At 60.9% G+C, this 24,015-nt stretch carries 26 protein-coding genes and 1 pseudogene; 14 read left to right on the forward strand and 13 right to left on the reverse strand.

All coding sequences use genetic code 11. The features are described 5' to 3' along the window. Positions 1-640: 640 nt before the first annotated feature. From PJL15_RS15315 to PJL15_RS15325, 3 genes are all read left to right on the forward strand, one after another. The gene (locus PJL15_RS15315) at positions 641-1,099 is read left to right on the forward strand and encodes a DUF4262 domain-containing protein (protein ID WP_281452005.1); all 459 of its coding nucleotides are present in this window, start codon (positions 641-643) and stop codon (positions 1,097-1,099) included. A 64-nt stretch (positions 1,100-1,163) separates the two neighbouring features. Further along, positions 1,164-1,409, forward strand: coding sequence for a hypothetical protein (locus PJL15_RS15320; RefSeq protein WP_281452006.1), 246 nt, complete (start codon positions 1,164-1,166; stop codon positions 1,407-1,409). A 191-nt stretch (positions 1,410-1,600) separates the two neighbouring features. Further along, on the forward strand, positions 1,601-2,515 hold the full coding sequence (locus tag PJL15_RS15325; RefSeq protein ID WP_281452007.1) for an HNH endonuclease: 915 nt from the start codon (positions 1,601-1,603) through the stop codon (positions 2,513-2,515). A gap of 432 nt (positions 2,516-2,947) precedes the next feature. Here PJL15_RS15325 and PJL15_RS15330 read toward each other — a convergent pair whose 3' ends face one another. Then, a complete protein-coding gene (locus PJL15_RS15330; RefSeq protein ID WP_281452008.1) occupies positions 2,948-3,682 on the reverse strand; it encodes a helix-turn-helix domain-containing protein in 735 nt (244 codons plus the stop codon). Between the two features lie 151 nt (positions 3,683-3,833). On the opposite strand from PJL15_RS15330, the gene PJL15_RS15335 reads away from it, so the two are divergent. Then, entirely contained in the window at positions 3,834-4,073 is a 240-nt protein-coding gene (locus PJL15_RS15335; RefSeq protein WP_281452009.1) for a hypothetical protein, read from the forward strand. Positions 4,074-4,415: 342 nt separating this feature from the next. After that, complete coding sequence (locus PJL15_RS15340; protein ID WP_281452010.1) at positions 4,416-6,398, forward strand: BbrUII/HgiDII family restriction enzyme; 1,983 nt, start codon at positions 4,416-4,418, stop codon at positions 6,396-6,398. Between the two features lie 280 nt (positions 6,399-6,678). On the opposite strand, the gene PJL15_RS15345 is transcribed toward PJL15_RS15340, so the two are convergent. Together PJL15_RS15345 and PJL15_RS15350 are read right to left on the reverse strand one after the other, a co-directional pair. Continuing rightward, positions 6,679-7,377 (reverse strand): GIY-YIG nuclease family protein, encoded by a 699-nt coding sequence (locus PJL15_RS15345; RefSeq protein ID WP_281452011.1) that lies wholly within the window; start codon positions 7,375-7,377, stop codon positions 6,679-6,681. 107 nt (positions 7,378-7,484) lie between these two features. After that, positions 7,485-8,645, reverse strand: a complete 1,161-nt coding sequence (locus tag PJL15_RS15350) for a DNA cytosine methyltransferase (RefSeq protein ID WP_281452012.1) — start codon at positions 8,643-8,645, stop codon at positions 7,485-7,487. Between the two features lie 119 nt (positions 8,646-8,764). On the opposite strand from PJL15_RS15350, the gene PJL15_RS15355 reads away from it, so the two are divergent. After that, positions 8,765-9,202, forward strand: coding sequence for a very short patch repair endonuclease (locus PJL15_RS15355; protein WP_281452013.1), 438 nt, complete (start codon positions 8,765-8,767; stop codon positions 9,200-9,202). A gap of 44 nt (positions 9,203-9,246) precedes the next feature. Beyond that, a pseudogene (locus PJL15_RS15360) lies at positions 9,247-9,864 on the forward strand (SOS response-associated peptidase); the annotation flags it as partial. 24 nt (positions 9,865-9,888) lie between these two features. Here PJL15_RS15360 and PJL15_RS15365 read toward each other — a convergent pair. The 8 genes from PJL15_RS15365 to PJL15_RS15400 form a co-directional block, all read right to left on the reverse strand. Continuing rightward, positions 9,889-10,113 carry a DUF2188 domain-containing protein gene (locus PJL15_RS15365; protein WP_281452014.1) on the reverse strand — a complete coding sequence of 75 codons (225 nt, stop codon included), beginning with the start codon at positions 10,111-10,113 and terminating at the stop codon, positions 9,889-9,891. A gap of 182 nt (positions 10,114-10,295) precedes the next feature. Then, positions 10,296-11,201 carry a helicase associated domain-containing protein gene (locus PJL15_RS15370; protein ID WP_281452015.1) on the reverse strand — a complete coding sequence of 302 codons (906 nt, stop codon included), beginning with the start codon at positions 11,199-11,201 and terminating at the stop codon, positions 10,296-10,298. Next, the gene (locus PJL15_RS15375; RefSeq protein WP_281452016.1) at positions 11,182-11,325 is read right to left on the reverse strand and encodes a hypothetical protein; all 144 of its coding nucleotides are present in this window, start codon (positions 11,323-11,325) and stop codon (positions 11,182-11,184) included. Before PJL15_RS15375 ends, PJL15_RS15370 begins: the two co-directional genes overlap by 20 nt. 9 nt (positions 11,326-11,334) lie before the next feature. Beyond that, on the reverse strand, positions 11,335-11,733 hold the full coding sequence (locus PJL15_RS15380; protein WP_281452017.1) for a hypothetical protein: 399 nt from the start codon (positions 11,731-11,733) through the stop codon (positions 11,335-11,337). Further along, positions 11,733-12,047 (reverse strand): hypothetical protein, encoded by a 315-nt coding sequence (locus PJL15_RS15385; protein WP_281452018.1) that lies wholly within the window; start codon positions 12,045-12,047, stop codon positions 11,733-11,735. Before PJL15_RS15385 ends, PJL15_RS15380 begins: the two co-directional genes overlap by 1 nt. A 28-nt stretch (positions 12,048-12,075) precedes the next feature. Next, positions 12,076-13,374 carry a Y-family DNA polymerase gene (locus PJL15_RS15390; protein ID WP_281452019.1) on the reverse strand — a complete coding sequence of 433 codons (1,299 nt, stop codon included), beginning with the start codon at positions 13,372-13,374 and terminating at the stop codon, positions 12,076-12,078. A gap of 35 nt (positions 13,375-13,409) precedes the next feature. Further along, positions 13,410-13,841 carry a LexA family protein gene (locus PJL15_RS15395; RefSeq protein ID WP_281452020.1) on the reverse strand — a complete coding sequence of 144 codons (432 nt, stop codon included), beginning with the start codon at positions 13,839-13,841 and terminating at the stop codon, positions 13,410-13,412. 174 nt (positions 13,842-14,015) lie between these two features. After that, the gene (locus PJL15_RS15400) at positions 14,016-14,915 is read right to left on the reverse strand and encodes an ATP-dependent DNA ligase (protein WP_281452021.1); all 900 of its coding nucleotides are present in this window, start codon (positions 14,913-14,915) and stop codon (positions 14,016-14,018) included. Positions 14,916-14,959: 44 nt separating this feature from the next. Here PJL15_RS15400 and PJL15_RS15405 point away from each other — a divergent pair, with 44 nt between their 5' ends. Together PJL15_RS15405 and PJL15_RS15410 are read left to right on the forward strand one after the other, a co-directional pair. Further along, a complete protein-coding gene (locus PJL15_RS15405; RefSeq protein ID WP_281444437.1) occupies positions 14,960-16,120 on the forward strand; it encodes a tyrosine-type recombinase/integrase in 1,161 nt (386 codons plus the stop codon). Continuing rightward, on the forward strand, positions 16,117-18,588 hold the full coding sequence (locus tag PJL15_RS15410; RefSeq protein WP_281444436.1) for a tyrosine-type recombinase/integrase: 2,472 nt from the start codon (positions 16,117-16,119) through the stop codon (positions 18,586-18,588). The genes PJL15_RS15405 and PJL15_RS15410 overlap by 4 nt, the downstream gene beginning before the upstream one ends. A 95-nt stretch (positions 18,589-18,683) precedes the next feature. Here PJL15_RS15410 and PJL15_RS15415 read toward each other — a convergent pair whose 3' ends face one another. Next, a complete protein-coding gene (locus PJL15_RS15415) occupies positions 18,684-18,839 on the reverse strand; it encodes a hypothetical protein (RefSeq protein ID WP_281452022.1) in 156 nt (51 codons plus the stop codon). Positions 18,840-19,003: 164 nt separating this feature from the next. Here PJL15_RS15415 and PJL15_RS15420 point away from each other — a divergent pair, with 164 nt between their 5' ends. The 5 genes from PJL15_RS15420 (at position 19,004) to PJL15_RS15440 (ending at position 23,324) form a co-directional block, all read left to right on the forward strand. Then, positions 19,004-19,396 carry an ArsR/SmtB family transcription factor gene (locus PJL15_RS15420; protein WP_281444435.1) on the forward strand — a complete coding sequence of 131 codons (393 nt, stop codon included), beginning with the start codon at positions 19,004-19,006 and terminating at the stop codon, positions 19,394-19,396. Next, positions 19,396-21,348: a heavy metal translocating P-type ATPase gene (locus PJL15_RS15425; RefSeq protein WP_281452023.1), complete on the forward strand. Its 1,953-nt coding sequence runs from the start codon at positions 19,396-19,398 to the stop codon at positions 21,346-21,348. The genes PJL15_RS15420 and PJL15_RS15425 overlap by 1 nt, the downstream gene beginning before the upstream one ends. Next, positions 21,345-21,863 (forward strand): signal peptidase II, encoded by a 519-nt coding sequence (lspA, locus tag PJL15_RS15430; protein ID WP_281452024.1) that lies wholly within the window; start codon positions 21,345-21,347, stop codon positions 21,861-21,863. The genes PJL15_RS15425 and lspA overlap by 4 nt, the downstream gene beginning before the upstream one ends. 50 nt (positions 21,864-21,913) lie before the next feature. Continuing rightward, a complete protein-coding gene (locus PJL15_RS15435; protein WP_281445074.1) occupies positions 21,914-22,519 on the forward strand; it encodes a cadmium resistance transporter in 606 nt (201 codons plus the stop codon). A 109-nt stretch (positions 22,520-22,628) separates the two neighbouring features. Continuing rightward, complete coding sequence (locus PJL15_RS15440) at positions 22,629-23,324, forward strand: DsbA family protein (RefSeq protein ID WP_281445073.1); 696 nt, start codon at positions 22,629-22,631, stop codon at positions 23,322-23,324. A 181-nt stretch (positions 23,325-23,505) separates the two neighbouring features. On the opposite strand, the gene PJL15_RS15445 is transcribed toward PJL15_RS15440, so the two are convergent. Next, positions 23,506-23,916: a four-helix bundle copper-binding protein gene (locus PJL15_RS15445; RefSeq protein WP_281445072.1), complete on the reverse strand. Its 411-nt coding sequence runs from the start codon at positions 23,914-23,916 to the stop codon at positions 23,506-23,508. Positions 23,917-24,015: the final 99 nt, after the last annotated feature.

The raw sequence follows: 24,015 nt of genomic DNA on the forward strand, positions 1-24,015 counted from the left end.
CAACCTACGACGGTCGCAGTTTTGTTCTCGGCCTTGAGCTGCCCGCTTCCCGACTCCTGGCGGCTCGCATCATGGCTACGGGGCTTTTACCGACTGGCCAAAAACCTCCGCAGTCGTCACACATCCACCATCCGGGTTCAGGTTGTCCTGCTCGACCGTGGCAAAGTGGGCAAGTTTTCTTCATCTTCGTCATGAGTGAAGGCTACGAGCAGGCTCTGACATTCTGGCACCATCATTCCGGGGCGTTCAGGATGTCAGCGGTCCTTTGGGTTTAGTGGAGTGCAATCTTCAGGGCCGGACCGAGAGACGCCACGCAACGTGGCCGCGCGTTGAGCGGGCTTTGCTAGGGAGCGTCGGCGGTTCTCGCACTCACCAGCAGGAAGCATTGAGAAGTAAGCCACTGTCTCGAAAAGCTAATGCTTCCTGAGGCATTGCTGCATCTGCGGCCGACTAGCCAGATACCCAGGATCTCCGCACACCAGGGGGTCTCATTTAGTCGTCTCCGCGTGAAGCGTCTCAGTAGCAGCGGGGGAGGGGTTTCCGAGCGAGGGAACGTAAGGGATCCCCATCCGGGGGTGCAGGGGATAGACACCGCTGACGATTGGCGACACAGCTCCCACGGCGTTGCTAGATTGAGTTCGTGAAACCTAGGGACAGCAATGACCCCGTCTTCAATCAACTGCTGTCGTTGATCGAAGAACACGGGTGGGCGGTACGTCATGTCTGCGCGAGTGATGAGCCCGCCTTTTCATACACCGTTGGCTTGACTGCCATGAAGCATCCGGAGATTGTCATGGAGGGGCTGCCGTTCGAGGTGGCTCAAGCTTTTCTAAACCTCATGGGTGAAGAGGTGAAAGCAGGTAGGCGCTTCAGCCCGGGAAGCATCACGACAGACCACACAGAACCGCCCGCCCCCATCGCTTTCATTGCTTCAGAAAACATCGCAGGACTGACGGCGGTGGCAGACGTGTATGGCAAAGTAGAGGCCCTCCAAGCAATCTGGAGTGACTCCACCGGACGATTGCCCTGGGAGCCGTCCTATCGCAATGCTGCGGATACGCAACCTCTCTTGGGTCCAGTCCCTGAGTCCTTCGCCTAACCTTCTCGCTGAGCGGCACCAACGTCCGGCAGAGGATCCATTAGCGTGCGGCTTGGAATCTCCAATGGTCAGTAAAGACATGTGGGATCCCCAAGTGGGACAGGCTGGAGTCGGAGCGTTGGAGCTTTACCGCCTGCTGTTGGACGTGCAGGACGGGCTTGGGTATTTGATGGTGGATGATCTCCTCACGCTGGCGCGTGATGTTGAGCAACTGCATGGCACGGCACGAAATGCCGTGGGGGTGGTCGTACATCATCTGGATGCAGCAGGACAGGTGCTGGCGGTGCTCGAAACCCAGGACCCTAGATAACTGCCTGGGGTTGCTGCGGTGGGCGCCGTAGAACAGTGACTTGAGTTTCAATCTAACCGCCGTTCTGAACGAACAGACTCTGCCCTGCCCTTGTTCAACCAAGCGCTGGTCTGCCCGCATTGTGGCGCATCACGAAGGGTCCGCGACCGCTAAGGTCAACTCATGGGCGGACGAACGGGACATATCAACTAATGAGCACTGCATGGATCATTCCCTCGAACAGACGCACTTTCGACAGTGAGGCGGCGTTTCGAGACATTCCCGAGGTGAACTGGAGCGAGGCCGACAACGCGCACATTGCCGTTGGAGACGACGTCTATCTCTACACAACAGGTCCGATAGCGGCGATCACCCATAAGTGTGTTGTCACTGCGGTTCAGGTGCCACCTTCTCAACTCATAGACGACGGGGCCTACTGGCGAGACCCGGCAGAAAGGAGCAGACGTCTCACGGAGCGCAACTGGATGCGCCTCAAGAAGAGAGACGTTTTCGACGATGTAGCCAGAGGACAGCTGGAGCTGAGGTTACTTCGGGAGCATGGGTTGAGAGGGAATGTGCCTGGGCGTCAGAGGGTCCCCGCCGAACTTCTCGAGTACATCCTCCAGGTCGAGGCGCCTACGCGAGGCGATGATTCCGGAGCTGAGGCGTCCGATGTTGACCGTGACGAGGTCGAAGTATTTAAAGTGCAGATTAGGCGACGCGAGTTCGCGGTGCCAGACCGTTCTGTTCAGGCGAAAACGCGCGGCAGCGCCCAACGTGCCTTCGCGGATCAAGTCAAGAGCAACTATGGCAACCAGTGCGCAATCACCGGTATAACAACGCCGGCATTCCTTATTGCGTCGCACATCGTGCCGTGGAGCGAGGATGAGTCGATCCGACTGGATCCCTCAAACGGCATCTGCCTTTCGACTTTGGTGGACCGGGCCTTTGACACTGGCTTCCTTACCGTTAGCACCGACTACACGGTGCATATAGACGGAACGAAAATTGCTCTCGACGAGGAGCTGTTTGCTTACCTGAGTCCATACGAAGGCCGGTCGATCAGGATGCCGTCGAAGGACCCGCCAAGGGTGGAGTATCTAGTGCGCCGACTGGATAGGGTGTAGGTGTCTCACGAGGGGAGGAAGCCGTTACCCTGGCGCGTACACGGCAACTGATACACGGTGAGTCCTTGCACTTCAGTTGCCCGGCCCGATACCTCATCCGGCGTCTTGCGAGCGTTAGTTAGAGGACACCGCTGGCCTTGGCGTTGGATATTTCACTTCTTCACAAGCCACTCCAGCTTTATCGTTTGCGTTTGGGGTGCCGTCATTTTTCGGCTGGGAAGGTTTTCGTGGACCTTGGGTGCCCAGCCGGGGCAAGGACCGTCCGTCCTAGCTCAGCTGTATCTGGACACCATGGACTTGGAGACTCTCAGGGGCCTTGGGGGCGGGGCATCGACTTTCGGAGCCTGGCAGGGCCGGCGATCGACACAAAGACGGCGATGGGGGCTGGCAATGTACGGCGTGACTGCGCGGCGGAGGACCGCTCTGGATTGGCTACTCCGTCGTCAGCGGAACGTCGTCGTCTGGGAACTTGTAGTACCCGGCGAGGAGCGTATCCATTTGTGAGGCGAGACTGCGCTCCCACTCGCCGGCAGTGTCACTCTCCACCCGGTGCCACAGGGCCAGCAGGTTTTCGAGGAGCTCCATGCGGAGCCCGTTGGTTGTGGCGAGCCGACGCATGACCCTGCCGAAGGCAGCGTCGCTAGCAGGAGCTGCTGCCCACGATCGCAAGTCAGCCAGTGCCGCAAGTGTCGGCCGTATCCCCTCACTGAAGGTTTCCTGCCATTCTGCCCTGCGCTTGGGGTCACTCCACAGTTCGCGTATGAACGCCTCAGCCTTCGATTCGCCGGCACGCGGCTTGTCAATGGACCAGCGGCGGTTGTCACCCGCGGTCTTGGCCCTGAACTGCAGCAGGACCCGCGTCCCGGACTGAGGGTCGATGAAGGAGTAATCGATGCGGATCTGTTCGCCGTCGAGGCTCATCGCCTTCTCCTTCGACAGCGACCCCAGGGGCAGGAGCAACTGGAGGAGCCGGACACCGGACTCCTCGGACGGGGCACGTCGGCCTTGCTCGATCGCCCGGATGGTCCCGACCGAGAGGTCGGCCTGGGTGGCCAACTCCTCGACCGACAGGCGCTTCTCCTTCCGGAGGAGCTGCACGAGCTGCCCGAATCGTTCAGCTCCGGGCTCGCCACCGGCGACCAACCAGATCTCGTCAACTTGACTCATACCCTCGAGCATACACCAAATGCCGACAGGGTCCGACAAGCTTTGGAATCATATCAAGTTGTAGCCTTGCGTACTGAGGCCGGGCGTGGCAGACTGGCTGATCTGGGCTACGACAGGGTGTTGTAGTAGGTAAGTAGGAGGTTAATGAGGCATGACGTTCCGCAATGACGACGCAATTGAGGTTCCCGACGATCGGTGGCTTAGACTTCGCGGGCTGGCCGACGGGGCTAAGTTGAGCCTGGGCCGGCACGCAGAGCGGATGAAGGACGACTTGGACTATCGCGAGGCTGTAGAACACCTGACGAAGCAGCTGTGCGAGCTTCCCGGTCATTGGGGGAAGACGGTTCGGATCATGGCGACCGCCCACACGCTTCTGGTCAAGGTGTTGTAATGGTCTGCCCGGCGGCGGGCAAGCGCCGCTTCGCCTGTAGGGCGCTCGGATTTTCCGCACTAGCTGATACGTTCACACACGTTCACACGCCTGCTGTGCCAACGTTGTTTCTGTGACAGGAATTTGTTGCATGACTTTTGGGACTACATACGGGACGGATATGTTTCGCAGGATCTCGCGGATTCGGATGGGTGGGGAGCGTTCCAAGGGTGGTGTCCCACTTCCAAGAAAGCGGGACTCCCACAAACTCAAGAGTTGTTGCCGGGCGGCGGTTTTCAAGATTGCGGGTGCTGGGTCACATAGAGTTGGAAGTCGCACAGGCCCTTAGTTTTGGAGAAACGTATGAGCAGCCACCCGTTTGAGATGAGCATGAGCTTGAACGTGCTCAACCATCTTGGGATCAACCTTTACAGCAACCACCCTGCGGTTCTCTCCGAGACGGTCGCCAATGCCTGGGATGCCGACGCTCAGCTGGTGACTATTCAGTTGGACGTCGATAAGCAAAAAATTGTGGTTCAGGATGACGGCATTGGCATGACCGCAGCCGATGTCAACTCAAAATTCCTGAGGGTTGGGTACCAGCGCCGGGAAAACAAAGACTCAGCCACCTCACCGTCCGGCCGGCCCGTCATGGGACGGAAGGGCATCGGCAAGCTGGCTCTCTTCAGCGTCGCTACCGAGATCCTCGTGGAAACCGTGAAAGATGGGCAGAAGAGCTCTTTGTTGATGGAGCTCGAGCAGATAAATGCTCAAATCGGCGGTGAAGACCCTAGCCAGTCGAAACCTTACTATCCCAAGGTTATGCCCACCGACAGTATTGACTTCATTCGTGGCACTCGGATCACTCTCACGGGGCTGAAGAAGAGCATCAATCGGACGGCTTCTCATTTGCGCCGGCGCCTTGCAAGGCGCTTTAGCGTCATAGGAGCCCAACACGGCTTTGCGGTGACGATCGGAGGCGAACCCATTTCTGTAGAAGACAGGGACCTGACGAGCAAGGCGCAGTATCTCTGGACTTACGGAGAAGAAACCGACCATAAATCCATCAAAGACGGCCTGAAGCATAGTCCTCGCTTGGAAGGACGAATAGGCACGATCGGACCAGGCAAGATTGTCCGAGGCTACATCGGGACCGCCCTGGACACTACAACCCTGCGCGACTCCGCCGGGGAAGATCACCTGAACAAAGTTCCGCTGATGATCAGAGGCAAGCTGGCCCAGGAAGATATCTTGGACCAGTTCAATGAAGTCGGGATCTTCAAGAGTTACCTTTTTGGAGAAATACACGCAGACTTCCTTGACGAGGATGACCAAGTGGACATCGCGACGAGCTCGCGGCAGAGCATTGTCCAAGACGACGAGCGCTACCGGATGCTTCGGGAATTCATCGGTACGGAGATCAAACACATCAAGCGGCAATGGACGACTCTTCGGAATGAGGAGGGCGCAAAGACTGCGTTGGAAATCCCGGAGATCCAGGAGTGGTTCCTCACGCTTGGGAAGGACACAAAGTCGAAGGCTCAGCGACTCTTCGGGAAAATCAACCAGCTTGGTCTCTCGCCAGAAGCGCGGAACGAAGTTTTCGCTCAAGGGGTTTTGGCGTTTGAGATCATGCGGCAGAAAGACAACCTCGATGCCTTGGAAAACGTCTCGGCACAGGATCTCCAAGCCCTCGGCAGCGTCCTGATAACCAGCGCGGACTTGGAAGCTGCTTTGTATCACAAGATTGTTGCTTCCAGGTTGGCCATCATCGACAAGCTTCAACAGCTCGTAGATGACAACGAAAAGGAACGCTTCCTCCAGGAGCACTTGTTCGAGCACTTGTGGCTTCTGGACCCAGGCTGGGAGCGTGCGGCGGCGCCTAGCATGGAGGTTTCCATGCAGAAAGCATTCGCGGAGATCTCGGACAAGCTTTCAGATGAAGAAAAGAAATCCCGCTATGACATCAGGTACCAGAAGACCTCAGGTCAGCATGTGATCATCGAACTCAAGCGGGCTGGCGTCACCACAGATACAGAGACACTAAGTGCTCAAGTGAAGAAGTATCGCAGCGCTCTTATGCACTGGCTCGACAATGCCGGCAAGGGAAACGAGCCCCACGCCATTGTCTGCGTCGTAGGTCGCGAGCTCAGGGACTGGGCCGACTACCAGGGCAGGCAAACCAGCAACGATCAGTTGCGGCCCATCCAGACCCGCGTGGTCATGTACGACGAACTTTTGCTAAATGCGCGTCAGTCCTATGACGAATACCTCCGGAATTCAGAATCCGTGGGCAAGGTTCAACGGATCCTTTCCGCGCTGGTCCCGAAGGACTCTGCTTCCTAGTGTTAGGGCGCGCGTGGGATGTAACCCAAGCACCAAAGGTCTTGGCTGGCCTTTCACAAAAACTGGAGGTTGTGGGTTGGCAGCGATGAGTAAATCTGCAGCGCTTGGCACCTTTAGGGCGATCAAGACACGGGACGCTGTGGCACGGACACGCGATGGATGGCCCTACTTTGAGGCGAATTTCCAAGGTTTGAGCCCCGCCGGGGAAGCGCTGTATGAGATCCGTTTTGGCGACGGGGAATGGATGTTAGCCGTCGCCGATGACCTGATCCCTGAACAGTTATAGGGCATCGTCTTCACCGGCGTCTGGGGCCTCGACGAGCACGGAACCAACCAGTTGGCTGACATTGATGGAGTCAGGCGTTGGCATTGGACGCCCTTCAGCAACGGCAAGACGCTGGGCAGACAGGAAGGCGAGCCGGACAGCCTGCACGACTAAAACCCGTCGGAGCCCAACAGTGACTTGTCCGCGCTCTCGGACGACGTCGGCCAATCGTGAGACCGTTTCGGCCCGGCGCGCGATGCGAATGTCGGCGTGACCTCTTTCGACCCGGTGAAGCTCCGTGACCAACGACGCCTTGAACGACGGAGGGAGGGGGACCGCTTCGGAGACAGGGGGGATCTTCTCGTTGAGAATCGCTTTGAAGCGGCTGTCCTTGATTGCCTTCAGGTAGGCGGAGTACTCGTAAGCATCGAGAAGGCGCGCGAGCTCCTTCTTCTCTTCCTTGGTAGTCGCATGGCGGGCCATCTCATCGAATTCCCAGAGAGGCCACACTTCCACGGCCGCGACCTCCAGGGGGTCCAGGACGCGCATGGCCACGGCATCGGTTCTTTGGTTGGTCAGATGCCGGCCAACCCGCCCAGAGAGCTTTTCACGCGTTTGGCCGACATAGATTGGCTCGCCGTCGTAGTCGTAGAACGCGTAGATGCCGTACTTGGCCGTGCCTATCTTGCGTCCGTCCCCGTCTAGGCTTTCCATGAAACTCTTGAGCTCGGTCCGGAACTGACGAACATCTTCAGCCGGGAGAGATTCAATGGGAGCTGCTGGCCCAGTTCCGGGCAGCGTTGCATCACCGCGCGAGGACACTAACCAGCCACCCGTTCCAGACGGGCAGGCTGTGAGAGTTCTCCCCGGATCAGAGGAGCCAGGTAGTTGTCCCCGACCCACTGAACGGCCGGAACTACAACGGCGTCTCCGAAGCCGAAAAGTATTTGGCTGTCGCGCAGGCCGTTCAGGTTGTAATCGGGGGCTCCCATGAGGCGCGCGTATTCGAGGGGTGTCATCCAGCGGACAGCGATCCGACCCTGGCCGGCCATTACAACTGCCTGCTTGGAAGAGCCGCCCCTCGCGGTGCGCAGGCAGCCGGAAATCTCATCGGCGCGGATCTCCCATACAGGCACACCGGCGCGTGTGCGTCGGTACGCCGTCCGGTACGTCACGAGCCCAGAAGATTTCATAGCTTCCAGACGTCCACTTTGCACGGGAGAGAGAGAGTCGAGGAACCTCTCTTTGCGATCCAGTTCCCACCAACGGATGTCCCGCGGACCCATTGTCTCTATCACGTCTGATAGGCCGACAGTCAACATGGCAGGTGGCTCCGGGAGAGCTGCGCGGTGAGTCACCAAAGTTTCATCCTGAAATACGCCTTGCAGCCATTCAGGCCGCAAAGTGGACACTTCTTCGGGGTCTTCGTTCGGAACGTCCATGCTGCCGACCACAAAAATCCTTGGCCTTGACTGCGGGACGAATCTCCGGCCGTCCAGGGCCAGGACATCCACGCTGTAGCCAAGACTGTTGAGTTCCCTGACAAGGGCTGCCATGTCGTCGCCGCCATGGGACGTCGCCAAACCGTTGACGTTCTCTAATGCGATTACCCGGGGCTTCTTGTCCCCAAGCTCGGCCAGAATGCGGGTGAAGTGGAAGAACGTTCCTGATTGCTTCCCTGCGAGTCCTCGCCGGTCCCCAGCCAGGGACAAATCAGTGCACGGGAAGCTGGCCCACGCGAAATCCAGGTCCTCCGGAAGGTGGGAACTGTTGACCTCAGCCACATCACCCAAAGCAAAGTCGTGGTCGGTCCCGAAATTGCCCTCGTACATCTCCTTCTTCGCAGGCTCGTAGTCATTGGCCCAGACGATTTCAAAGCCTGCAGATTCAAGGCCTGCACGTACGAGGCCAATGCCAGCGAAAAACTCCGCCGCGCGCAGCGGTGCGCGGGAAAGAGGAGGGAGGGAGTGGACGTGATTCATGGGCCTAACGCTACTTCCGAGAGGAGGCCGAACGCGAATTTTCAGCCTGCCCGATCCCGTGTCTTTGCTTACCTCGAAGAAGTTGGATCAGAACACAGAAACTGTCATAAATTGGCAACGTGGAAAACTCCTCCGGAACCACGTCTGCTACAAGGAAAGCTATGCAGGGTAACCGCTCCCGGGACACCAAACCTGAGTTGGCTGTTCGGCACCTTCTTCATGCGAAGGGTTTGCGTTACAGAGTGAACTTTCGGCCACTGCCCAGCCTTCGCCGAACCGCTGATGTGGTCTTCACTCGTGCGCGTGTCGCCGTCTTCATCGATGGGTGCTTCTGGCACGGTTGCCCGGCTCACTACCGTCCGCCGGGTTCCAACGTCACCTACTGGAGCGCGAAGGTTTCCCGGAATCGAAAACGAGACTGCGAGACGACGGAGCTCCTTGCAACTGCCGGATGGACCGTTCTTCGCTTCTGGACCCATGAGGACCCAGCGTCCGTGGTGTATGAAATTGTTGAAGCTGTCCGGCCGCCGCGCGGCTGCGTCAAAGGCAGTGGCTGATTTAATCAGTCACTGCTCCGACGGAGGATCGCGGCGCAGTTCGGAGGCTGATAAATGCCCGGAGCGAATCAATCTTGGAGAAGTCGTCCTTCCGGTCCGCCGCGCTCAAGCGCAGGGCTATCGTGCCAGCCGAGGGGTACTACGAGTGGCAGAAGACTGAGGATGGAAAGAAGATCCCGAACTATCTGTTCTCCGAGAAGGAGCCGTTGCTGGGGTTCGCGGGCCTGTATGAGTTTTGGCCCGATCCTGAGCTTCCTGAAGACGACCCGGAGCGGTGGATGCTGAGCTGCACGGTGCTGACCACAACGACGCAGGATGCACTGGGATACGTGCACGATCGTTCTCCGGTCATCATCCCGAAAGAGCGCTTCGCGGAATGGCTCGACCCTGATCTGACCGACAAAGCAGACGTCCGGCACCTGCTGGACTCTTTGCCGGAACCGACCCTGACGCCTCGGATCGTTAGCACCCGCGTCAACAGCGTCCGCAACAACGGCCCCGGAAGTATGAGGTGCGGTTCGGCTCGTACCGGTCATACTTGCAGTGTTGGCCGCTATCCAACAAACGGAGGAGGAGACCCTATGGGTCTCCTCCTCTGCACGTGCGTCCTGGAATCTTGGGGGAATCATGAGGACGAGACTCAGCGTAGCTACGCTCCCTGACAAACTCCCGGGAAGCTGGTTGCTCTAGCCGGGGACGTTCCTCGGATCATTGCCGTAGCTGTTTTTCTCCGAGATGGTGCCGTCTTGGTTCTTGATGACGTGCTCCACTTTGTCTTTCCGGGCAGCGTCGCGTCCCTGCGCTGTGGCCTCTTCTTTGGTCCCGCCGGTGGTGAAAGCCCGATCAGTACCCTCGCGCTTGTTCTTCCATGTGCCGTTTTCGTAATAGGTCTCGATGTCACCCTGTGCCACAACGTGTCCCTTCGATCAAAAGCAATTACCTTCGCCACGATACACAGCGGATGCCGGAGGATCGCGGAACGGGCGGCACCAGAAAAGTACTTTCAGTTTTCGCGTCACGAATGCCGGTAAACGCGCACTAAGACTTGGGGAAGTCTACGTGCCGGCCTTTTGGCTGGCTGTGACGAGGGTTGTTAGGGTGTTCGGTTCCATCCGGGCATGCGCTTGTTCAGCTGTTTGATGCGTGCCGGGTATTCGCCCTTTTTCGCGTGGACCCTCTGTCGCGTGACCCATCCTGCTAGTGCCCGTTCAGCGGGGTCTCCGGCGCTCCTGTGCGGGTGCCTGCCGTTCACTTTGACCCATTCGATGAATTCGGTAGCCCTGTTGTGCCAGTGACGTTCGGCGTTGAGCGTGATGCCGTCCATCCATTCCGGGAAGGCGGCATCGAGGGCTTTGATGGCGTCCTTGGCCAGCAGGCCGCGCCTGTTCTGGTTCCGCAGAACAATGAGCAACCCTGCCAGGCGTTCTGCCTCGGTTCCGCTCTGGCCGTCAGGGGCAGGGAGGCTCCCGGTTTTCTGTACGTAGGCGGCGATTTGCTGGGCCGATTCGACGTATGGCTGTCTCTCGTGGTCCGAGAAGGTCTCGCGCCATTCGGGGAGCCGTGAGTCCAGTTCCTCAATGCGGGCAGGGAAGCGTTCCCGGCGGGCGTCGTGGCGTTGTCGGTTCAGCCATCTACTGAGGAAGCGTTCTGCAGGGTCGTCGGCGGAGGGTTGCGGGAATCTGCCATGCTGCTGGACCCAGGCAATGAAGTCATCTGCAATCCGTTGCCATCGTTCCGTGGAATGATCGGCCCGGGCGGTCCAGCCCGGATGCGCCTCATCCAGGATCCGGGCAGCGTCCTCGGGCAGATCCCCTACCTTGTGGAGCCTACGGAATCTCTGAAGGGCGAGTGCCAGACGCTTGTGCTCCCCTGCGGGTGGTGTGTGCCGGGTGGGCAGATACCCGTTGTCCTCGTAGAACCCGGCTATTAACCGGGCTGTCTCTTCCGGGGTTCGCTTGTCCCGGCTCTTGGGGCGCTTGCTAGTCCGTGCGGATGGCAATGGCTTTAGAGCCTTCCGGGATCAGTGCTTCAGCCGCCGCTTTGGCAGCTTCGTACGTCCCACCGTCGGCGTCAACATAACTGAGTTCGCCGTTGCCGGCCTCTACAGTCAGGATCACTTTCACCCCAATATCCTAGGCCGCAACGTCGGCAAGGACGTGCCCCAATGCCGCGAGAAGCGGTGCAGGATCCTTGGCATGTCTCAGGTCCACGGGGCGCCGTCCCTGCACCGTGGGGGAGGGGACCATCATCCACAGCGCCAGATAGTTGTGCGGAATCCGCAAGTCCATGGCCCGTTCGAAGAGTGCAACGACCACAGGGTTGAGGGTCATGTCCGGGCGGAACTGGTACCCGGGGCAATACGTCCCCTCACCGATAAATACCCGGGAGAGCCGCCGGATCATCGGTTCAGGATCCTCATGAACGGCCGAGAGCCTTTCCTGGACCTGCTCCAGGGAAGGCAAATGGAACTCGTTGCGGATCCGCTCCCACAATTGCGCAGGGACGGGGGAGCGGTACAGGTCCGTCGGCACTAGCTGATGGACTCGAGCTGCCACACGGTGCCCAGCGGGTCCCGGCGCAGGGTGAAGGTGTGCAGCCCAGTGTTGGCGGACGGCTGGGTGGCTTGGACTTGCCAGTGTTCGACGCTGACCAGATCGCCGCTGCCGACCGCTGCCCGGGTCCGGTGTTCCCACCAGGAGTCCCGGGTGAACCAGTGCGCGGTGTGGACGTCGGGATCGACCATCCAGATCCTGCCGTCGTAACGGATCGCCATGGGCGTCCCGTCCGGAGTGAAGCGGACATCGATCCCGTGTCCGGTGGTGGGGTGTTCGGGGGCAAGAGTCATGGTGGACTCCTTTCTGTTCCAGCGCCGGTCAGGCGGCTTTAACGAGGGGAAGTTCGTCCCAGTGGGTGGTGTACCTGGGGGAGAGCATGTCGCGTTTCATGGACCAGTCCGGCCCGCCCTTGATCCCGGCATGGCCCAGCCCGATGGAGCCGCGGCCGTATCGTTTGGCCACGTCTTCGAGCAGGATGCCGATACCGCGTTCTTCGTGCGGGTTCTCGAACAATTCCAAGGGTTTCTGGTTCCCTGACGGGCGCAGGTCGGTGACCATGATCCCGGCCCTGACATACTTCACGCCCTCGTGAACCTGAGGGAGCAGGGCGTGGGCTGCTTTGGTCAGCAGCACCGGATCCGCGGTGGGCATCGGCAGCGCCAGGCAGACCGAGGGGAAGGACTTTTCGTTCGGGTTAAAGTGCGACGTCGCCGCGAACGCCGTCACCACTTTCGCTTGAAGGTCATGTTTGGCCAGACGGGCGGAGGCCATTTGCGCGTACACGCTCATGACCTGCCGCAACCCCGCGACCGTGGTGATGGGTGTGGAGAAGGACCGGGAGAAGATCAGCTGATCCCTCCCGATGCGTTCCTCTTCCATCGGGATACACGGGGTTCCCTGCAATTCCAGGACGGTGCGCATCATGACGATGGAGAACTTGTCCCGGATCGCTACCGGGTTCGCTCGGGTCAGGTCCAGGATCGAGAAGATCCCCATCGCGTTCAGGCGCTTGGTCAACCTGGTGGCCACGCCCCAGATTTCGATCACTGACAGTTTGGCCATCAGTGCTTCGCGCTGCTGGGCGGGCACTGATTCCCACCGGCACACACCGCCAAAGGCGGGGTTGTTCTTCGCCCACTTGTTACAGAGCTTGGCAAGGGTCTTCGTGGGGGCGATGCCGACGCAGACCGGCACGCCGACGTTCCGCCGGCACGCGGCCTTCATCGTCCGGCCCAGGGCCAGCAGCTCGTCGGGTTCGCCTTTGACGCCTAGGAAGGCCTCATCAATGGAGTACACCTCCACCCAGGCCGAGTAGCGGCCCAGCAGCTCCATGACCCTGGCGGAGATGTCTCCGTAGAGTTCGTAGTTGCTCGACAGGGCAACCAGCCCCCATTCCTTCGCGCGGGGCCTGAGTTTGAACCACGGTTCTCCCATGGCGATGCCCAGCCGCTTCGCTTCGGGGGAGCGGGTGACCGCGCAGCCGTCATTGTTGGACAGCACGATGACCGGCTTGCCCTCTAGGGAAGGATTAAAGGCGCGCTCGGCGGAGGCGTAAAAGCAGTTCACGTCCACGTGCGCGATCTCCTGCATCCGGCGCATCACCGCGGGCTTAGACATCGCGGCCGCCGATCGCCCGGTTAATGCAATAGCGCTTACACATGGTGCAGGCACCTCGTGGCCACGCCCCAGATTGTCAGTTCCGACAAGGCCGGAACCTCGATATCGGGGAAGCGTGGATTGTCGGCCTGCAGGACCACGCCAGTGGGTGTGATCCGCAGCCGCTTGATCGTCAGTTCCCCGTCCAGGACGGCGACGACCACGGAACCGTCTTTCGGTTCCAGTGCCTGGTTCACCACCAGTTCGTCACCGTCGCTAATGCCGGCGCCCTCCATGGACTGCCCGGTGACCCGGACGATGAAGGTGCTGGTCACGTCTTTGACCAGGTGCTCGTTGAGGTCGATCCGGCCGTCAAAGTAATCCTGGGCGGGTGAGGGATAGCCGGCGGCCACCGCTACCGGTGCCGCCAGCACCGTCCTCAACGACAGCCCCGCGTTTATCACACGGGGGCCAATTATCACGCCCACAACACACCTTTTATTCGAAACTATGTTCGATTAACAGTACTGCAGGGCAGCGACACTATAAGCCGCCAATGGGCGGCGCGGTCGGATTGCACACAATGGGGACAGCTTTGAGCTGTGCGGAGGGCTCCACCTGCCCGCCAGTGTGCACAACCCGTCCACCGCGACGAGGAAGCGTTAGCGGTCTTGGAGGTGCGGTGGGAGTTCGACGTCGGCAGGGTCAAGCTCCGGCCTCGACCGAACGTAACTGACGCCGTGTCTGAAGGATTTGCCGGTCCAGGCGACGTCGGCCGATATCTCGACCACGATCGGTTCCACCAGTGTCAGGTGAACGGGTCCTTTGTCTTTGCTGAATCTGTTCAGCGAGGTTTCGCTGACTTCTTCCGGCCACGGATGCCCGGGTAGGGCCGGATAAAGCTGGCGGCCCAGCTCACGCCCTACCCGCGTCGAGAGAACCGTAGACCGACCAACGATCCGCAGCTGCCCATCGACCGGCAAGCCGGCGATGATGGCCTGCGGTTGCGCGATCGGGCCGATGACAGCGGCGCAGACCGCGTCGAAAGTGTTCCTTGTTTTCAGCTTCAACCAGGAGCGCGAGCCATCATATGGCTGCGCCCCTCCTTTAAAGACCAGCCCTTCCACGCCCGTGGCGGGCAAGTCCTTCAACCAGGTCTTCGCCAGTTCCATGTCCGTGGTGGTGGGGGAGAGGTTCAAAGGCGCTGTCCAGTCCCGGGCCAGTTCCTCGAGCAGCTGCCGTCGGCCCGTGAACGGAACACCCCGGATGTCCTGCCCGGCAACGGCCAGCACGTCAAAGGCCGCGAAGGAGGCTGGCAGCTCGTGGACCAGAGCCGGCAGGGTCGCACTGGAGCTGACCATGCGGCGCTGCAGCGCCTCGAAGTCCAGTCGGTCCCCGTTCCAGATGACCGCTTCGCCGTCCAGGACCACGCCGGGCGGCACCTGGACCCGAACCGCTGCGCAGAGATCGGGAAAGAAGCGGGAGAGTTCTTTGCCCTGTCGGCTCCACAGGGTTACCCCGTCAGAGTCACTTAAAACGAGGGCCCGGCATGTTAACTGCACTTTGAGTTGGTTTGTTGGTCATCGTTGAAGGGGAGGCTTAGCGTATGGAGCAGCTGGGGCGGGTCGTGGAATCGAAGCAAGGTCTACCCTGCAGGGTGGTGTTTCCGGAAACGGAGCATCCCGCGGCGACTTCATTTCTAAGGGACTTGTCAGCTTCTGATTGCTCTCCCGCCACTCTGCGCAGCTACGCCTACGACCTTCTGCGGTGGTTTCGATTTCTTCACCAAAGGTTTACGCCATGGGAGAAGGCCGAACGACTGGATGTTCGGGCGTTGGTTGAGTATATGCAGGCTGCCCCGACAGCGAATGCCCTCCGCCGGGGCCTGGATAAGCCGGCTCCTCTGAATGCGGTTACGGGTAAGCGGGGCCAGGGCACGGCATTTTCGGCGAACTCCATCAACCATCAACTGACCGTACTGTCGAGCTTCTACGATTTCGCTCTGGAGATGGATATGGGGCCGCTGGTGAATCCCGTTCCCCGGCAGAGAGACGCCGGATCGCGACTCAACGCCCACCACAACCCAATGCAACCGTTCCGGGTCTCTCGCCGGGGGACCTATCGGCAGCGCGTGCCGCGTCCGGCATGGCGTGGCATTCCCGACGACGCCGTATCTGCCATCTTCACGGAGTTGAAGCACCACCGCGATAGAGCCTTGCTTTCCTTCTGGCTTAGCAGTGGTGTCCGCGCGGAGGAACTACTTAGCCTCCGGCACGGAGACTATGACTTCGGGGAGCACACGTTTGTTGTGACGAGCAAAGGCACCAGGAATCGTGACCTCGTCCCAGCCAGCGCTGATGCTTTCGTTTGGTTGGCCCTGTACATGCGGGAAGGGCAGCCCGCTTCACCAGGAGATCCTGTGTGGTGGACCCTTGCCCCGAGGAACCGGAGGCCACTGACGTATGGTGCGGCGCGGCGGATGTTCAGTAGGGCGCAGAAGTCTCTTGGTTCGAACTGGACTCTGCACGATCTGCGGCACACTGCTGCTGAACGAATGATTGGAGACCCCGCGTTCACGCTGGTGGATGTCCAAACAGTCCTCCGTCATGCCCAGGTCACTACGACAACTGTCTATACGCAGCCGAGGATGGAAGATGTGCTGCAGAAAGTCCTGGAGCATTACGCCAGACCACGGCCACCAGCGCCAACCATTGAACCGGAATATGACGGTGCTGCTGTCCGCGAGCTACTGGGACTGGGCGAATGATCAGTACTGAGACCACAACGGATCCCCGGTCGCCAGCAGGAATTGCAGCGGCCGAGACCTATCGGCGGGGAAGGGAACTCCGGCTTCCGGCTGATAGCGCCCTCACCACTGTTAACAGGGCATGGCCGCGGCAAGCTTTCGACGGCGGTGTTCCTGCCCCGGCCGGCCAGGACGAACAGCTTCTCGGCCTTCAGAGTCTTGGGGTAGAGGAAGCCATCGACTGGGCGAGGAAATCCACTCTCACCTACGGCTTGTCCCCAGCGAGCTTGACGAAACGGGTTGCGGCCGTAGGCCATGCCCTTCGATGGCTGAACGAGTTTCCCGGCAGTACTTGGGAGGAGCGCTGGCTGGCCTCCGGACTGGATCAAGCCCCACGTGAAGGGTTGAAGGAACTCAGTGAGCGGCTGTCAGTCGGACAGGCATACCTCAGCTCCGGCATCAGCGCTCTGGTCCGGGCGCGACTCATTCGTCCTTCCTACGAGTGGATGTTTTCCGCCAAGAACTGGATCCGAAGCCAAAGCCGTGGCTCGTTGTCCTTCCTCGAAGTTTCCGAACCAGCCGAGACAGCACGGTTACGCGCGCTGCCGGAATACCAACGGGCCCACGAGCTGATCCGACGAAACGCAGAAAATGCCATCACCAGGATCTTGGTCCGAACAGGAAAGCGGCTTTCCCAATTGACTGGAGAGGACGTGCTCGCATACTCACACATCGCCCGGTCCACCCGCCACGCCAAGGAACACCTGGCGTGGGAACTGCTCGTCGCATTAGGCCCGCTTGCGGAGGAACCGCCGACACTGCGTGCAGCCTGGCACGCCAGCGTCTCCTCACGCCGCCACACTGTCAAGACCTTGGTTGAGCGATACCGGATCCCGGAATCGGGCGTCCGTGACCTGCTCATCGACTACCTTGAAGAACTCAAACCAAACATGGACTACGGGTCACTTGAGGGAATTGCTTACCGGCTTGTTCGATTGTTTTGGGCCGAAGTCATCGATATCAATCCTGAACAGGCGGACCTCCGGCTTGCCCCGGAAGTGGCCGCGCAATGGCGTGAACGGATTCACCGCACCCTTGCGGGACGACCCCGGAGTGATACCGCATCAACCTACTTCGCCATCAGGGCTCTCTACAGGGACATTGCCGAGTGGTCTCATGATCAACCTGAACGGTGGGCAGTCTGGGTCGCACCCATACCGTTTCCGCGCACCGAGTCCAGAAGCGTCTCCAAGCAGCGCAAACATGTCCAAGCCAGAATGCAACAACGGACCCGCTCCCTCACCCCGCTGCTGCCGGGATTCATGAGATCGGCTGCCGCTCTCCGTGAACGAGGCACAGCCCTACTGGCCGCGACATTGTCCGCACGCCACGGCGAGATCTACGCCGTCGAAGGCATAACGTATCGCCGGCACGACCCGCCGATACTCAAATCATCGAGCATCAGGGCCCGGGTCTGGGCTGAGGTGATCGCTGCTGATGAAGGCTGCATCCCGCCCACGCCCGTTGGCAAAAAGACTGACGTCACTGCTGTCGAAGCAGACGGATTTTGGGGATGGGCGGTCGCGTCGACCCTCAAGGAAACCGGCATACGCCTTGAGGAACTTCAAGAACTGACCCAGCTCTCTCTGCGGCACTATGTCGCACCGACCACCAGCACGATCGTCCCGTTGCTGCACATCGTTCCATCGAAAACCGACCAGGAACGTCTCGTCCCGATGTCACCGGAGCTGGTCAAAGTGCTCGTGGACGTACAGCGCCGGGCCAGAGGAACGGGCCAGACAGTGCCGCTGTCAGTCCGATACGACCCGAATGAAAAGAGCTTCAGCAACCCGCTTCCACACTTGTTCGCCCGGCTCGTCGGACCCACGCAGAACGTTCTCTCCCACACCTACATCAGCCGTGTACTGAATACCATCGCAGCACACGCAGGCCTTATGGATGGGGGCACCCTCGTCAATTTCACTCCGCACGACTTCCGACGGCTCTTCGCTACCGAGCTCGTTGGCACGGGCCTGCCGCTCCATATCGTCTCAACGCTTCTGGGACACCTGAACCTGGAAACAACCAGAGGATACACCGCGGTCTTCCCGGAGCACGTGATCCAAGCCCACCACGCCTTTATCGAGCGCCGCCGCCAGACTCGGCCCGACTACGAACTTCGCCCGGCTTCATCGGAGGAATGGAAGGAATTCGAACAGCACTTCCTGCTGCGGAGGGTCGCGTTGGGCACCTGCCACCGCCCCTACGCCACCCCATGCGTGCACGAACACGCCTGCGTGAAGTGTCGCTTTCTTCAGGTAGACCCCGCTCAAACCGGTCGCTTGGAAACCATGACCGAAAATGCAGAGCAGCGCCTCAGCGAAGCCCGCGAGCACCATTGGCTCGGCGAAGTGAGCGCTCTGGAAGAAAGCCTTGTTCACCTCCGCCGCCGAAGGGATGAGGCTACGGTAAAAATGTCTGATCGATAGGCCCTGGCCTTGTCGCGTTGTGTCGTGAATCTTTCTCACTGACGCTGGAGGACGGCGTCTGGGGGTGCCCTAGACAGTCGGGAAAGTATCCGCAGCTAATAGAGCGTTGGGAGTCGCCAGCAGTCCAGGACGCGGGCGGCGACTTTGCCGTTGCCGTCTTTGTCAACGACGAGGGTAGGCGGCACGGCCCACGGGGGCAGGTGGTCGGCGGGGGCAACGCCCCTGGCTGCACCAAGCGAAATGCCCGCCAATGCTCTACGCTGTTCCCTCAATTCCTGGGAAAAGACGTGGCTTTGTCAGAACGACAATTTCCCCGCGCCACAGAGAGTGAAGGCAGGGGCGAAGGGTCCTGCTGGGCGCTCAAAACCGTAGGGTATATGCCGATAACATCCAATTCTTGCGCTATCATCGTCATATGACGATTCAATTGGGTGGTTCCGGGGACGCTTGCGGTCCCTTGGATCCCGCGGCCGCTTTGTTTCATTCCCTCAGCGATCCCACGCGATTGGGCCTGGTGAAGCGCATGGCGCAGGGAGAAGTGAGGGTGGGGGAGCTTGCTGCTGAGCTGGGTTTGGCTCAGTCCACGGTCTCCGCTCATGTTGCTTGCTTGCGTGATTGCGGCTTGGTGGAGGGCCGCGCCCAGGGCCGCAGCGTGTATTACTCGCTCACACGCCCGGAACTGATGGATGTCCTTGCCCAAGCTGAAATTCTGCTTGCCGCGACCGGTAATGCTGTCAGCTTGTGCCCGAACTACGGCGCCGGAAGTGCCGGCGCAGAGCTGACAAAGACGACGAAGGAGAACGCCTGATGAGCGACGCCTGCGGCTGCAGCGACGACAAGCCCGAAACCGCGGCCGAAGAGGCTGAGGAAGCGGTCGGATTCTGGCAAATCAACGAGATCAGGGCCGCTGCGGTCGCTGGTGTGCTGCTCCTGACCGGATGGATCCTGTCCCTGACGGGGGGGCCGGAGTGGCTGCGCCTGGTCCTGGAAATCGGGGCTCTGCTGGTCGCTGCCTGGACCTTTGTTCCCTCCACCCTCCGGCGCCTGCTTAAGGGCAAGATCGGCGTCGGCACCCTGATGACGATCGCCGCCGCCGGTGCCGTCGCGTTGGGCGAGTACGAGGAAGCAGCCATGCTCGCCTTCCTCTACTCCATCTCCGAAGGCCTGGAGGAATACTCTCTGGCCAAAACCCGGCGCGGTCTGCGGGCCCTGCTGGACCTGGTACCGGCTGAAGCGCGGGTCCTGCGCGGCGGCACTGAGGTCACCGTGGACCCAGCCGAACTCGTCCCCGGGGAGCGGATGATTGTCCGCCCGGGTGAGCGATTGGCCACCGATGGCCGAATCATCACCGGCCGCACCTCCCTGGACACCTCGGCCCTTACCGGTGAATCCGTCCCCGTGGAGGCCGGTCCCGGCAGCGATGTCTATGCCGGGTCCATCAACGGAACCGGGCCACTGGAAGTCGAAGTCACCAGCACCGCCGAGAACAACTCCCTGGCCCGCATCGTGCACATCGTCGAAGCCGAACAGTCCCGCAAGGGACCCGGCCAGCGGCTGGCGGACAACATCGCCAAAAAGCTCGTCCCCGGCATCCTCATCGCCGCGGCCCTGATCATCGCCTTCGGCTTCATCGTCGGAGAACCGCTGCTGTGGTTCGAACGCGCCCTGGTCGTCCTGGTCGCCGCATCACCGTGCGCCTTGGCGATCTCCGTACCCGTCACCGTCGTGGCCTCCGTTGGTGCAGCCAGCCGCATCGGCGTGCTCATCAAGGGCGGCGGAGCGCTGGAAACCCTCGGCAAAATCCGCACCATCGCCCTGGACAAGACCGGCACCCTGACCCGGAACAAGCCCGAAGTCATCGACGTCGCCGCAACCGGAACCGCGACCCGCGAAGAAGTCCTCGCCCTCGCAGCCGGACTGGAAGCCCGCAGCGAACACCCCCTCGCCCGCGCCATCCTCGCCGCATCACCTGCCCGGGCCGAGGTCACCGACGTGGACACCGTCCCCGGAGCCGGCCTGGAAGGCCTTTTCGAGGGTAAAACCGTCCGGTTGGGCCGCCCTGGCTGGATCAACCCCGGTTCCCTTGCCGGGGAAGTCGAGCGGATGCAAACGGCAGGTGCCACCGCTGTCCTGATCGAATCCGCCGGCGAGGTCATCGGTGCCGTCGCAGTGCGTGACGAGCTGCGTCCCGAAGCCCGGGACGTCATTGCCCGTCTCAGCGCCTCCGGGTACACCACGGCCATGCTCACCGGGGATAACACCATCACCGCCAACGCCTTGGGCAAGGACGCCGGCATCACCGAAGTCCACGCCGACCTCCGCCCCGAAGACAAAGCCGAAATCATCCGGACCCTGAAGTCCCGCCAGCCCACCGCCATGGTCGGCGACGGCGTCAACGACGCCCCTGCCCTGGCGACCGCTGACACCGGCATAGCAATGGGAGCGATGGGCACCGACGTCGCAATTGAAACCGCTGACATCGCCCTGATGGGTGAGGATCTGAACCACCTGCCCCAGGTCCTGGACCACGCCCGCAGGACCCGTTCGATCATGCTCCAGAACGTAGGCCTGTCCCTGCTGCTGATCGCCATCCTGATCCCGCTGGCACTGTTCGGGCTCCTCGGACTAGCGGCGGTTGTCCTGATCCACGAACTCGCTGAAATCGTCGTGATCGGCAATGGCGTCCGCGCCGGCCGGATCAGCCGCAAAACCACCCTCCCGTCCGCCAAAACCACCCCGGCTCTGGAGCCGGCAGCGTGAGCGTCCCGTCCCCGGCAAGTCCCGCCGGCACGACACCGGTTGCCGGGAAAGCCCGGCGGATCAAGATCACCTTGCTCATCACGGCAGCTGTGCTCGCCGTCGCTGACCTGGTCATCAAGGCCCTGGCCGAAGCCACGCTTTCCAACGGCGCCACGATCGAGCTGGGTCTGATGAACCTGAAGCTGCTCTACAACACCGGGGTCGCGTTCAGCCTCGGCGCTGACCTGGCCCCATGGATGGTGATCGCAGCGACCGCGGCGATCATCCTGGCCATGACCTGGTACGCGGTCTCCACAGCCCCCACCATGTCAGCCCTTTCACGGGCCGGTGCTGCCATGGTGGTGGGCGGCGGGGTAGGAAACCTCGTAGACCGGCTGGATGGGCGCGGCGTCGTGGACTACCTGCACAGCGGCTGGTTCCCCACCTTCAACCTCGCCGACGTTTTCGTCACCGTCGGCGTAGCCCTGTACATTTTGGGCACCTTGCTCGGGCCCAAAAAACAGCGAAAGGCGTAAGCGGCACAAGAACAGTTCCAACGCTCACCTGATACCCGGAAGGGACTCCCATGTTCGCGACCATCCTGGCAGCGGCTGGCATGTTCGCCGCAACGAACATCGATGACATCGTGGTGCTGACAGCGCTTTTCCTGGCCTCAAGCAAGGGCACGCCGCGGCCTTGGCATATCGTCGGAGGGCAGTACGCAGGATTCATCACCCTCGTGGGGCTGAGCCTCCTGGCCGCCCTGGGTCTGACTATCGTCCCCGACGAATGGGTCGGACTCCTCGGAATCCTCCCCTTGGCCCTGGGCATCCTGGGCCTCATCCGCGGCCTGAAAAAAGACGACGATGATGACGAGAACAGACTCACCGAAGGGCTTGGCCTGGTCGGAATCGCCGGCATCACCATCGCCAACGGCGCGGACAACATCGCCATCTACACGCCCGTGTTCCGAACCATGGCCCCGTCCGACACCGCCATCACCGTCATCGTCTTCCTAGCCTTGGTCGCGCTCTGGTGCGCTCTGGGCAAAATCATCGGCACCCACCACAAAGTCGTCGAAACCCTGGAAAAAGTTGAACACTGGCTCGTCCCCGCGGTCTTCATCGGGCTGGGCCTGACCATCCTCCTCGGATCAGGCTCCCTGCAACGCCTGATAAACCTCTGGATCTGACCGGCCAGGGCACAGCTGACCGGCACTAACGCTTCGGCCTCAGCGTCGAACACTCAACCTTCCGAACAGAACCCGCCGCCCGCCGCGACCAGGAAAGCACTCACCACTGATGACACAGGCACCACCCAAACCCCAACCGCCCGCCGTCGACACCGCCAAAAAGGTCCGGCTCATCATCTGGATTCTGATAGGGGCCGTGGTTGCCGCCGGAGTGATCTGGTTCGCAGTGCTCACCGCCACCAAACCGGCACCCAGCATCGCCCAGCCCGAAGGCGGTCCTCAGCTGGTCCGGGAGGACAGCCACCGCATCACCACACCGGCAGCCGAGAAGGCCCAGCTGGTGGAGTTCCTGGACTTCGAATGCGAAGCCTGTCGCGCCGCCTACCCGCTCGTGGAGGACCTGAAAAAGGAATACGGCGACAGGATCACCTTCGTTCAGCGCTACTTCCCGTTGCCGGGGCACCGGAACTCCGGCACGTCCGCCCTCGCCGTCGAAGCCGCAGCCCAGCAGGGCAAATACGAGCAAATGGCTGCCAAAATGTTCGAAACCCAGCCGCAGTGGGGCGAAAAGACCGACTCCCAGGCCGCCGTGTTCCGCAGCTACGCCGAGGAACTGGGCCTCGACATGGCCAAATACGACGCCGCCGTCGCCGACGAAGCAACACGCGAACGGATCCGCAAGGACGCCACCGACGGCACCGCACTCGGTGTCACCGGAACACCGACTTTCTTCCTCAACGGCGAAAAACTGACCCTGAACACAGAGGAACAATTCCGCCAGCTCCTCGAGGACACCGCCAAATAACCACGGCTGCGACTAATCACCTGTCGCTCGGTCCGGACTGATATTGCCCCTGAGGCGTTGGCGGTTTACTGCCTGCACGCCTTGGGGGCGGCAGCGGGGATGGCCCCTGCTGCCGTGCAGCGGCTCGTCGGGATCACCATGACCGGACTACGGCCCGAGGTTCAGCAGCCCGCCATGTGATTCAGGCGAGAGTGGAAAGCAGGTTCGCGCAGGCGGTCTCGCAGCGCCGGCAGGCCTCCGCACAGATTTTGCAGTGTTCGTGCATGTCGGCGTGCTGCTCGCATTCTTCGGCGCAAACAGCGCAGGCAGCCCGGCAGGCTTCGAGCATCGCCCGGACAATGTCTGTGTTGGTGTCGGTTTGGCGGCTGAGGATAGTGCCTGTGGCCCCACAGATATCGGCACAGTCCAGGTCGGTGCGGATACAGGTGGTCAGTTCGGCGCCCATGTCTTCACCAAGACAGGCGTCGGCGCAGGAACTGCACACTTGGGCGCATTCAAAGCAGGCCGCGATACATTCGGCAAGTTTCTCCTTGTCCATGCCGCCCGCGGCTCCTGGGTGGGAATTGATCATCGCGCTGATGTGGTGGGTCATTGCCAGCTCCTGTTCGGGATGGGCGTGAGGGCCGGTGGGCCCGGCCATCACGCCCACCCTAGACCTGGTCCATGCAGCCCGCCAGATGCCATTCCTCGG

This window comes from Paenarthrobacter nitroguajacolicus, assembly GCF_029952445.1.
GTDB classification, from domain to species: Bacteria; Actinomycetota; Actinomycetes; order Actinomycetales; family Micrococcaceae; genus Arthrobacter; species Arthrobacter nitroguajacolicus_B.

Excerpts from the sequence above, each read along its gene's own strand:
- PJL15_RS15320 (WP_281452006.1), top strand. The coding sequence starts at position 1,164 with ATGGTCAGTAAAGACATGTGGGATCCCCAAGTGGGACAGGCTGGAGTC.
- PJL15_RS15325 (WP_281452007.1), top strand. The coding sequence starts at position 1,601 with ATGAGCACTGCATGGATCATTCCCTCGAACAGACGCACTTTCGACAGT.
- PJL15_RS15330 (WP_281452008.1), bottom strand. The coding sequence starts at position 3,682 with ATGAGTCAAGTTGACGAGATCTGGTTGGTCGCCGGTGGCGAGCCCGGA.
- PJL15_RS15335 (WP_281452009.1), top strand. The coding sequence starts at position 3,834 with ATGACGTTCCGCAATGACGACGCAATTGAGGTTCCCGACGATCGGTGG.
- PJL15_RS15340 (WP_281452010.1), top strand. The coding sequence starts at position 4,416 with ATGAGCAGCCACCCGTTTGAGATGAGCATGAGCTTGAACGTGCTCAAC.
- PJL15_RS15345 (WP_281452011.1), bottom strand. The coding sequence starts at position 7,377 with ATGGAAAGCCTAGACGGGGACGGACGCAAGATAGGCACGGCCAAGTAC.
- PJL15_RS15350 (WP_281452012.1), bottom strand. The coding sequence starts at position 8,645 with ATGAATCACGTCCACTCCCTCCCTCCTCTTTCCCGCGCACCGCTGCGC.
- PJL15_RS15385 (WP_281452018.1), bottom strand. The coding sequence starts at position 12,047 with ATGACTCTTGCCCCCGAACACCCCACCACCGGACACGGGATCGATGTC.
- PJL15_RS15390 (WP_281452019.1), bottom strand. The coding sequence starts at position 13,374 with ATGTCTAAGCCCGCGGTGATGCGCCGGATGCAGGAGATCGCGCACGTG.
- PJL15_RS15405 (WP_281444437.1), top strand. The coding sequence starts at position 14,960 with ATGGAGCAGCTGGGGCGGGTCGTGGAATCGAAGCAAGGTCTACCCTGC.
- PJL15_RS15410 (WP_281444436.1), top strand. The coding sequence starts at position 16,117 with ATGATCAGTACTGAGACCACAACGGATCCCCGGTCGCCAGCAGGAATT.
- PJL15_RS15420 (WP_281444435.1), top strand. The coding sequence starts at position 19,004 with ATGACGATTCAATTGGGTGGTTCCGGGGACGCTTGCGGTCCCTTGGAT.
- PJL15_RS15425 (WP_281452023.1), top strand. The coding sequence starts at position 19,396 with ATGAGCGACGCCTGCGGCTGCAGCGACGACAAGCCCGAAACCGCGGCC.
- PJL15_RS15435 (WP_281445074.1), top strand. The coding sequence starts at position 21,914 with ATGTTCGCGACCATCCTGGCAGCGGCTGGCATGTTCGCCGCAACGAAC.
- PJL15_RS15440 (WP_281445073.1), top strand. The coding sequence starts at position 22,629 with ATGACACAGGCACCACCCAAACCCCAACCGCCCGCCGTCGACACCGCC.
- PJL15_RS15445 (WP_281445072.1), bottom strand. The coding sequence starts at position 23,916 with ATGACCCACCACATCAGCGCGATGATCAATTCCCACCCAGGAGCCGCG.